This window comes from Oxalicibacterium sp., assembly GCF_035565035.1.
GTDB lineage: Bacteria > Pseudomonadota > Gammaproteobacteria > Burkholderiales > Burkholderiaceae_D > Oxalicibacterium.
Genome location: NZ_DATMTD010000058.1, coordinates 20,064 through 30,500, shown reverse-complemented (window position 1 = coordinate 30,500; position 10,437 = coordinate 20,064). Strand labels below are relative to the sequence as shown.

Below are 10,437 nucleotides of genomic sequence, written 5' to 3'. Positions count from 1 at the left end.
CGGCTTTTTTATTCGTTTTTCCTGTCCCAAGTAGGTGACTTTCGGCCGGCCTGAAGATATACTGTGTTTTTATACAGTAATCCTGTTTTCGTCGGGTCGTTCCCCTCTCGAAATATTCAGCGGCCCGACTCTTTCTTTCTTCCGCGTCTCTTCCTTCCGCTTTTGCCATCTCGTCGACAATCGGCGACCAGCTTGCCTGTAAACGATTTTTGGCTCAAAGTAGCGCCCTCATTGAACATGAATTCGCTCGGGGTCCTGCGCATACGTCGTGTATGCATGCGGGTGAGAAATACCCGTTGAACCTGATTGAGGTAATCCTCGCGCAGGAAAGCATGCGACAACCATCGACACATTGTGTCGACGCGCCCGCCGACCTGCCATCCTAGAAAGACGACGATGGCTTTAACTACACCTTCTTCCGCGACGCATGCCGCTGCGCCACATTCCGCTTCTGCCGCAGCCTTTACGCCGATTCCGGCTGAGGACCGCGTCTTTTCCTTCCGCGACCATACCGCTTTGTGGTTCAGCCTCGGCGTAGGCCTGCTGGTCATGCAGATTGGCGCCTTCCTCGGTACCGCACTTGGCACACAAACGGCGCTGTGCGCCATCGTCGTCGGCTCGCTACTCGGTTCGGCGCTTCTCGGCTGGGTCGCCTTCATCGGATTCGAACGCGGTCTGTCCAGTCCTGTTCTGATGTGCCAGACACTCGGCACGTCGTTTGCCAAACTGCCCGTCATCATGAACATCATTCAGCTGATCGGTTGGGGCGCATTTGAACTGGTCGTCATGCGCGATGGCACAACGGCACTGATCAGGGACATCAGCGGAATCGATGCGGCCTGGGTGCCGTATGTCACGGCGTTGTTCTGGGGAAGTTTGCTGATCGTGCTGGCCACCGGCTCGATGATCGGTTTGGTTCGACGCTTCGTCGGCCGTTTCGGCCTGCCGCTCGTGATTCTTTCGCTGATATGGCTGACTTGGCAATTCGTACTGAAGGCACAGGCACAAGGCATGGAAGCATTCTGGAACAAACCCGGTGACGGTTCGATGAGTACGCTGGCCGGTATCGATCTGGTCATGGCGATGCCCGTATCGTGGCTGCCACTGGTGGCGGATTTTGCGCGTTACGGCAAATCCGGCGCGGGCACTTTCCGCGGCACATGGCTCGGTTTTGCCGTTGCAAACATCTGGTGCCATGCGCTGGGTGTGTTGATCGTCAGCACCACAACCGCGGACGCCGATCTGATGGCAACGCTGCTGCTGGCCCAGGGCGGCCTGATCGCGCTTGGCCTGATACTTATCGACGAAATGGATAACGCCTACGGCGATGTCTATTCGGGTTCGGTCTCGCTCAACTTCCTCAACGGCCGTTATTCAATTCGCTTCTGGGGAATCCTGCTGGCGGTGATTGCAACCGGTTGCGCACTGGTACTGCCAATGCATGGACTGGAACCGTTCCTGTTGCTGCTGAGCTCGGTTTTCGTTCCGTTGTTCGGTGTCGTTGTGTCGCAACTGGCGATGAAGGGCCAGGCAACCGATCGCACAATTAATACCGTGCCGGTCGCAATCTGGCTGATCGGCATCGCGGCATTTCATGTCTGTCCAGTTCTCTGGCCGCAGGTCGGTTCCGCGCTGCCAAGTCTTGCCATCACGTTATTGCTGGGAACCGCCTATCGCCTGACTCGACGTCCTGCGCTGCAAGCGGCTTGATGCGACCGATATTTATCGTACGGATTGCGTTCGGCGCCACCCGATCGTCGGCAGTAATGCTGCACGCGCAGCGGCGACAGCGGCATCGGCCGCATAATCGCAAGTACAAAACAAAACGCCGTCATGTCTTGTCAACACGACGGCGTTTTACATGCCGTAATTATTTGCCGCTGTCGCGGCGAGAAACACAAATTGCGTTCAGCGTTCGACGAATGCGCGTTCGATCACGTAATCGCCCGGCTGGCCGATGCCCGGCGATACTTCGAAGCCGAGCTTGTCCAGTTCTCCTGCCGTATCCTTCAGCATTTCCGGGCTGCCGCAGATCATGGCGCGGTCGGTCAGCGGATCCATCGGCGCGATGCCGAGATCGTTGCACATCTTGCCGGTTGCAATTGCGGTCGTTATACGACCTGCGTTCTTGAACGGCTCGCGCGTCACAGTCGGGTAGTACAGCAGCTTGGCCGCAATCTCTTCGCCCAGACCTTCAATCTCCAGCAATTCCTTGGCGATGAAATCGCGATAAGCCAGTTCGCTGACCAGACGCGTGCCATGCACCAGCACCACCTGTTCGAAACGCTCATAGGTATCCGGATCGCGAATGATGCTCATGAATGGCGCAAGGCCGGTGCCACTGCCGAACAGGAACAAACGCTTGGCCGGCAGCAGATCGGAAATCACCAGCGTACCGGTCGGCTTCCGGCCAACCAATACCTCGTCGCCCACTTTCAGATTCTGCAGATGCTTGGTCAGCGCACCGTCCTGAACCTTGATCGACAAAAACTCGAGGTGCTCTTCCCAGGACGGACTGGCAATACTGTAGGCGCGCATGATGTTCTTGCCGTCGATCGGCAAGCCGATCATGACGAAGTGACCGCTTTCAAAACGGAAGCTCGGTTCGCGCGTGGTAGTGAAGGAAAACAGCGTGTCGTTCCAGTGGTGAACGCTCAGCACGCGGCAGGTTTCAAAAGCAGCCATAAGGTCAATGCATCCTATTTCAGAAAATTACTGCGCAATATCCAGTGCGCAGACACGTGCGATGGACAAACAACATTCCGCATACTGCACGTTGACAGCCCGGCATGTTCCGATCGAAATGAAACCGCGTATTTTACCTAGAAGATGAAGCTGCCGCAGGGATTGGCAACAGTATCCGCATGCACCGAGGTTCAGGCATTCGAAAACAGGAAGGTTTTTGGCGGAATCGGATCAACTCGACGCCCAATGAGAAACGTTCTCAATTATAGCGCAGGCCGCTATTTTCAGGCAAGACACATCGACCTCCTCCGACGCGACGGAAGATCGATCGCGATATATCGGATCTCGGATGGGATGATGACGAATTAGCTGTTTTCGTTCAGCCAAAAAAAATGCACGACACCGCTGTCGTGCATTCATCGATGGATGCAACCAGTCTGAACCGATCAGGCAGCCGGTTTTACGCGCTTGATCGATGGCTCGACCGTGGCAATGCTTTCGTTCTGTTCCACCTTGACGACCTTGCCTTGTGCGAGGTCCGCGCAGACTTCCGTCAACAGGCGAATACCGAGCGGTGCGAGATCGCGCTTCCACAACGTTTCCGGCGTATCGCCAGGCAGCACGAACACGTGTTCTTGCGCTGCGATCGGGCCGCCGTCCATGACTTCGTTCAGCCAGTAGACGCTGCCGCCGGTGACCTTGTCGCCCATGTCGATGGTCCAGATCACGGCATCCTTGCCGCGATGCAGCGGCAACAAGGACGGGTGATAACCGATCGCGCCAAACCTGGTCTTCGCACGTGTCGGTTCGCGCACGAAATCATGCGAATGCGCGGTGACAATCACATCGACACCATCAGGAATCGTGTTTTCGTTCAGCAGGCCGGATTTCATCCATTTAACGCCGGCCGCTTCTGCCACTGCCTTCAGACGATCAGTACCGCCGTCGCCACTCAGTTCAGGGGAAGACACGCCGACGATGTTATGCCCTGCTTTCAGCAACGCCGAAAAAACTTCTGCACCGAAGTGCTTTTGACCACAGATATAGATATTCACGAATGTAGTGACTGCTTGAGTTGTCGCCATTCAGGCTATTGATCTTCAGGCCGGGAATCCACGGCCCGCGCAATGGTCGGTAATGCGCCGACCGCACTCCCACTGAACGGCAGTGTCCGATGACCGGACATGCAACCGCCAGGACGACCGGATCAGCCAGTCGCGCCCGGCATTGTATTACAGATGCGTTACTCGCCGACGCTACCGGTAATCGGCAGCACGATGCCGGTGATGTAACTGGAGCAGACAGCCGACGCAAGAAAGACGTAGGCGGGGGATATCTCTTCGGGCTGTGCAGGCCGGCGATAGTCAGTCTGCGCACCGAATTGGGCGATCTGCTCTCCGCTTCTGTCGGCCGGATTGAGCGGCGTCCAGACCGGCCCCGGCGCCACTGCATTCACACGAATACCCTGGTCCAGTACGTTCGAGGCCAGCGCTTTGGTAAACGCATGAATGGCGCCTTTCGTCGTTGAATAATCGAGCAGTTTTTTACTGCCGGCGATACCGGTGACGGAGCCCGTATTGATGATCGCGGAGCCGCGCTTCAGATGCGGCAATGCTGCCTTCGCCATGTGGAAATAGCCGTAAATATTCGTCTTCATCGTTTCGTCGAACCGCTCTTCCGTCAGATCAGTCAACGAATCGGCATGCTCCTGGAACGCAGCGTTATTGACCAGAATGTCGAGCTCGCCAAATGCGGCGATAGTCTTCTTCACAGCCCTGCGACAGAACGCGGCATCCTTGACGTCCCCCGGCAACAGAAGGCATTGCCTGCCTTCGGCCTCCACATGCCGCTTTGTTTCCTTCGCATCGCGATGTTCATCCAGGTACACGATTGCGACATCTGCGCCTTCGCGGGCAAACAGGATTGCTACCGCGCGACCGATACCGGAATCGCCGCCTGTAATGATTGCCTTCATGCCTTTCAGTTTGCCGCTTCCCTTGTAGCGCGAAGCGGCGAATTGCGGCGGCTGAGCCAGGTCGGCCTCCAGTCCCGGCTTGGCCAGATGCCGGCCGCGCATTGGTGGTTCCGGCTGCGTTTTTTCGCCGGTTTGTACGGCAGGTTTTTTCTTCGCGGATGGGCGCTTCTTCTTTGCGTCTTTTTCATCCTGCTCGCGCTGGATCTTGCGCTGCTTGCTTGCCACGGCATCGGTCGATGCATGACGTGTTCGCGTTTTTGTGGCGGCCATGTCTCTCTCCTTTGATTGGACGATCAAAGTCGTATGACGCAGCGCTTCCGCAGTCGTTCCCGGTTACGGCCTGTTTGTGCGTGAAAAGAAAAACAAAAAAAAACGGATCAGCGATTCTGTCTGGAAAGCAGCATGGTCCGCAGATCGTCGAACGCGAGTGGCCTGCTGATGAAATAACCCTGCCCTTCATCACAGCCATTCTGTTTCAGAAAGGCAAGGTGTTCTTCCTTCTCGATGCCTTCTGCGATCACCTTGATCTTCAAGCCACGTGCCAGTGCAATGATGGTTTGCGCAATGATGGCATCATCCGGATCGTTATCGCAGTTGAAGATAAAGGACTGATCGATCTTCAGCCGATCGATCGGGAAGCGCTTCAGATATGCGAGACTCGAAAAACCGGTACCGAAGTCGTCCAGCGATATCTGGATGCCCATCTCGTTCAATGCGTTCAGGATGCCGACGACTTCTTCGACGTTGTGCATCACCATGCTCTCTGTCACTTCCAGTTCCAGATAGCGTGGATCAAAACCGGTTGCGACAATAGTGTCACGAATGCTTTGCACGAAATCCTTCTCACCAAGCTGACGCGCCGACAGGTTGACCGCAACACGAATCGGCGGCAGCCCCTCCTTCTGTAATTGCAGTGCCTGTTTGCAGGCCATCAGCAACACCCAGTTGCCGATCGGAATGATCAAGCCGTTGCACTCCGCCATCGAGATGAAATCCAGCGGCGCAATCATGCCCCGCTTCGGATGCTTCCAGCGCAATAGCGCTTCGACCCCGACGATATCGCCGCTTTGCAGATTGATTTGCGGCTGGTACGCAAGGAACAGCTCATCGTTATCCAGCGCCTGCCACAGATCACGTTCAAGCGACAATCGCGCGCCTGTTTGCGCGTTCATTTCCTTCTCGTAAAACTGGAAGTTGTTTCGGCCGCTGGATTTGGCCCGATACATCGCGGCATCGGCATTTGCCAGCAGCGACTCGACATCCTCGCCATCTTCAGGGAATCGCGCCACACCCATGCTGCAGGTCACGACGATGTCCTGGCCGCGAATCAATACGGGCTTCACCAGTTCCTGCTGGATGCGTTGTATCACGCAGACATTGCCGCCAGGCTCTTCCTGATTGATCAGCAGAAGGACGAATTCATCGCCGCCGATACGCGCGACCGTATCGCCGTCACGCACGCAGGTTTGCAGTCGCGCGCCGACCGTGGCAATCAGTTCATCGCCGGCGCCATGGCCCAGGCTGTCGTTTACCAGCTTGAAGTTATCTAGATCGATGAATACCAGCGTCAATGCCTGTTCATAACGGCGCGCATGGATCAAGGCCTGTTGTGTACGTTCATTGAGCAGGTTGCGATTGGCGAGACCGGTCAGAATATCGTAGTTGGCCTGATGTTCCAGGTCGGCCTGATAACGCTTGATCTGCGTAACGTCATACAAAACACCGACGAAATGCCGTACCACTCCGCCTTCGTGCGTTTCGCTGACAGGCGCGATATACAACTCGTTGAGGAACATCGTGCCGTCCTTGCGATAATTCCGCAACAGGACGGACGCCGGCCGCTGCTCGCGAATTGCGGCGCGCAGTTTCTGCAGTTCCGGCTGATCGGTATCGATGCCTTGCAGGAAGTTGCAGTTGCGACCGAGCGCTTCTTCACTTGTGTAACCGGTAATGGTTTCAAACGCACCGTTGACGTAAATCAGCGGCGCGCCCGGCGCATCGACATCGACGATCACGATCGGATTGACGCAAGCTTCGATTGCACGGTTACGCAGCCGCAAATCCTGTTCGACCTTCATGCGAGCAGTGATATCGATTGCGATGCCGCCGACTTGCGGTTTTCCGCTCTTTGCATCGATCAGCGGAAATTTTGTTGCCAGCCAGTGCGTCATTTCTCCAGAAGCGGACGGGAAACTTTCTATTTCCTGTCGCGCCGCACCTGCGGTCAATACCTGTTTATCGAGTTGACGTAAGCGATAAGCAATTTCTGTCGGCAGCAACTCGGTGTCGAGTTTACCTAGCGTCTCGCCTTGTCCCAAATTAAGTGCCTTGTCGAGGCCGTGATTGGCATAGGCAAAGCGACCATCGACATCCTTGATGAACGCAGCGCCCGGCATGTTTTCCATGAAGGCGCGGAACATCTGGTTTACTTCCTTCAACTCGTTTTCAATGCGCCGGCGTGCATCACGCTGCTCGACCTGCTCCATCACGCGTGTAACGGCGCTCGGCAAACGCGACAAATTCGTCTTGATGACGTAATCGCTGGCGCCCATTTTCAGCGAATCGATTGCCAGTTCTTCACCGATGCGACCGGAAACGAAAATGAACGGGGTATCCGGCTGATACTGTCGTACGACCTTCAACGCCGACATGCCGTCAAAATGCGGCATCGAAAAATCGGATAGCACAACATCCGGCTGGAAGCTGTCCAGTTCATGACGCAATGCCGCTTCGGTATCGACCCTGCGTGCTTCATGCTGAATACCGCTGCGCGATAATTCACGCAGCGTCAATTCCGCATCGGTCGGCGTATCCTCGACAAGTAGAATCCTGATCATGGGGCTTGCTCCCTGCGTCAGTTTTTCGCGATGGCCCCGGGAATCCGGTTCAGAATCGCCCAGTAGAATCCCGCCTTCGATACTTCCTCGAAGAACTTGTCGGATTCGACTGGTTTGACAAGATAACTGTTCACGCCCATTTCGTAGCAACGCACGATATCTGGCTCTTCTGCACTCGACGTCAGCATGATGACCGGAATGAGCTTCATCCTTTCGTTGCTCTTGATCTGTTTCAGCACTTCCATGCCGTTGACCTTCGGCATTTTCAAATCAAGCATGATCAATGTCGGATCTCCCTCGACACGATTGGCGAACTCCCCCTCTCGCGCAATGTAGTCGAGCGCCTGCTGGCCATCGGTTACCCAGGTGATGTTATTGATGAGGCCCACCTTCTTCAGTGCGCGCATCGTCATTTCAGCATCAGTAGGCGTATCCTCCGCGAGAAGAATATGCACCGGCATCAGGTTGTTCATGCGTTTGTCTCCTTGGGCAAGCTGAAATTGAAAATCGTGTATTCGTCCGGTTTGCTTTCCGCCCAGATCCGGCCACCGTGCCGCACAATGACGCGTTGTGCAATTGCCAGGCCCACGCCCGTTCCGGGAAATTCTTCCTCTGTATGCAGGCGCTGAAACACACCGAATAATTTATTGTAAAAACGCATGTCGAATCCGACCCCGTTATCACGAATCGAATACAACGTTTCATGTTCCTGGTCGCGGGAAAAAACCTCGATGACCGGTTCAGATTTGGTACTGCTGTACTTGACGGCATTTGCCAGCAAATTCAGCAACACCTGACGCAGCAGGGCACGATCGCCCCAGCTGGAAGGCAACGGCTCTTTCTTCAGCACTGGAGGCGTCGACATTTCACCGCACACTTCTCTCCAGACATCATCGACCAAGGCATTCATGTCGACGCGGCCGAAATCGACCGGTTTGCGTCCCATGCGGGAAAACGCCAGAAGATCGTCAATCAATTGCCCCATCTTCTTGCTGCTGGTACGAATCACTTTCAGCAGCCGCCGCCCTTCATCATCGAGCTTGTCGGCAAAGTCTTCTTCGAAGATGCGCGAATAGCCATCGATCGCGCGAAGCGGCGAACGCAAGTCGTGTGAAACCGAGTAACTGAAACTCTCCAGTTCCTTGTTCGTCAACTCCAGTTGTGCTGCGGTTTTTTCGATTTCACGTTGTGCCATTCTCCGATGTTCAATTTCACGCAGAATCATCCAGATCGCCGTCAGCAATAAAAGGACCGCCAGCAGATTGCCGAACAAAATCCAGCGTTTGGTAGATGCAGCATTTTGTTCAACCAGTTCCGCCCGGTCCTTCAACAATTTTTCTTCGGTATCGATCATGCGCTGCATCTGAATGCGCAACTGAGTCATCGTTTGCCGCCCATCGCCGCGAACGAGTGCGACAACTTCGTCATTACTAATGCCTTGCCTGTTGGCAAGCATGTCGATTCCGAGCCGCAACACATGCAGCCTGTCGTCGATCATCTCTTCCAATATGGAAATCTGTTGCTGCTGGTTGGGATTGTCGGCAGTGAGCGTTTTCAGGTCGGCAATATCTTCCGGGACCGAGACAACGACTGTGTGGTGTGCTTCCAGAAAACTTTCGTCACCGGTAATCAGATACGCACGTTGCGCGGATTCGGCGTCCTTGAGTTCGGAAAAAAGATGATGGATTTTTTCGATGACAAGATGCGTATGACTGACCAACTTAGCACTGTCTGCAAATTGTTGAATGCGGTAAAACGCAATTGCAGATACCATGATCAGCAACAGCATGGCTGTCGTCAATCCTGCCTTTGTCAGCATCGCTCTTCTGTTGTTCATTCGAACCGATCCGGATTCGTTAGACATATTCACCCTGTCAGTTCTTGTGCTGCATCGACGCACTTGCGCGTCGATCCGGACATTTGTTTTACGGGATCAAACTTCTAAATGCGTACTGAAACTACCGCTTTTGCTGCCTCTTATTCAAATTGATGTGCATGCAGTTTGGAATGATTCTAGTGGATAAAAATTAGCGCAAGAACTGTTTCCCTGAAAAAATTATTTCGAGGTGATTGTCGCAACAACGATCTATTGATCGTTATGCAAATCCCGCTAGAAAAATCCCTGTAAAACCTACATTTTTTTCCCATAAACATGGGAGAAAAATAACAAATCGCCATCGCAAAATAACAATTCAAAAACATCGTTAGTAATGCGAGCGGAGTAGTTTTGACATATGAAAACAATTGAAAAATCTCCGAAGTTCTCCCCGTTCCGCAAATATCCCGCCAGGCTGATGCCTGAAGACGATCCATTTACTCCTGCATGCGATAAACGGAATCCATCTTCGCGATGACCGTTACTTGAACTGATCACTGCTGTTCTCATGAAACAGGCAATGAAATTTTTCGCGAAACAACATGCAGACACGCACACAGGAATATAAACTGTACGTGTCATCTCCATACGTCAGTAATTCACTGTCATCAGGGAAAACAATGGATAGCCTGAACGTTCAATTCAACGTCACCGTCTTGACGGTTCCAGCTTTCGTTACACCGGAAGAATTCCCCACCTGGTTACAACACGAAGCTCATGCGTTGCAGGATCTCGCTGCAGACAACAGCTTAATCATCGTTCGTCTTTTTCTCGACAAACGCATCAAGGACGTTATTACGCGCAAACAGCTTGATGCATTGATGCAGAAGACCACGGATAAGTATCCACACATCTTCCAGATGGAAATCATGGTGATCGAAGACGATCTGGATAATGAGGAAATTGAACGCATTCAGTCAGATACTGAACAGGGCCTGGCGGAATTGCTGGAATCGGTAGAACGATTTCAGGAGCAGAAGATTGCGAAGGGAAAATTACATTGAAGCATGAGCGGGAGAGCTGATACTGCTCAACCGGGATTGGTGACATCAGCTGAACATGAA

The 10,437-nt window shown here is 53.8% G+C and carries 8 protein-coding genes and 1 riboswitch; of the genes, 2 read left to right on the top strand and 6 right to left on the bottom strand.

The window, feature by feature from the left end; all coding sequences use genetic code 11:
• The first annotated feature begins 238 nt into the window (after positions 1 to 238).
• A riboswitch (TPP riboswitch) is annotated at positions 239 to 346 on the top strand.
• 50 nt (positions 347 to 396) lie between these two features.
• Complete coding sequence (locus VN114_RS05350; RefSeq protein WP_325512739.1) at positions 397 to 1,710, top strand: purine-cytosine permease family protein; 1,314 nt, start codon at positions 397 to 399, stop codon at positions 1,708 to 1,710.
• A 198-nt stretch (positions 1,711 to 1,908) separates the two neighbouring features.
• Here the strand turns inward: VN114_RS05350 and VN114_RS05345 are convergent, their stop codons facing one another.
• From VN114_RS05345 to VN114_RS05320, 6 genes are all read right to left on the bottom strand, one after another.
• Positions 1,909 to 2,685, bottom strand: a complete 777-nt coding sequence (locus VN114_RS05345; RefSeq protein WP_325512737.1) for a ferredoxin--NADP reductase — start codon at positions 2,683 to 2,685, stop codon at positions 1,909 to 1,911.
• A gap of 446 nt (positions 2,686 to 3,131) precedes the next feature.
• A complete protein-coding gene (locus tag VN114_RS05340) occupies positions 3,132 to 3,770 on the bottom strand; it encodes a formyltransferase family protein (RefSeq protein WP_325512735.1) in 639 nt (212 codons plus the stop codon).
• Between the two features lie 158 nt (positions 3,771 to 3,928).
• Complete coding sequence (locus VN114_RS05335; protein WP_325512733.1) at positions 3,929 to 4,930, bottom strand: SDR family oxidoreductase; 1,002 nt, start codon at positions 4,928 to 4,930, stop codon at positions 3,929 to 3,931.
• Between the two features lie 107 nt (positions 4,931 to 5,037).
• Positions 5,038 to 7,497 carry an EAL domain-containing protein gene (locus VN114_RS05330; protein ID WP_325512732.1) on the bottom strand — a complete coding sequence of 820 codons (2,460 nt, stop codon included), beginning with the start codon at positions 7,495 to 7,497 and terminating at the stop codon, positions 5,038 to 5,040.
• 17 nt (positions 7,498 to 7,514) lie between these two features.
• Positions 7,515 to 7,970: a response regulator gene (locus VN114_RS05325; RefSeq protein WP_325512730.1), complete on the bottom strand. Its 456-nt coding sequence runs from the start codon at positions 7,968 to 7,970 to the stop codon at positions 7,515 to 7,517.
• Positions 7,967 to 9,334 (bottom strand): sensor histidine kinase, encoded by a 1,368-nt coding sequence (locus VN114_RS05320; RefSeq protein WP_325512728.1) that lies wholly within the window; start codon positions 9,332 to 9,334, stop codon positions 7,967 to 7,969. The genes VN114_RS05325 and VN114_RS05320 overlap by 4 nt, the downstream gene beginning before the upstream one ends.
• Positions 9,335 to 9,993: 659 nt before the next feature.
• On the opposite strand from VN114_RS05320, the gene VN114_RS05315 reads away from it, so the two are divergent.
• Positions 9,994 to 10,377 (top strand): hypothetical protein, encoded by a 384-nt coding sequence (locus tag VN114_RS05315; RefSeq protein ID WP_325512726.1) that lies wholly within the window; start codon positions 9,994 to 9,996, stop codon positions 10,375 to 10,377.
• Positions 10,378 to 10,437 lie beyond the last annotated feature (60 nt).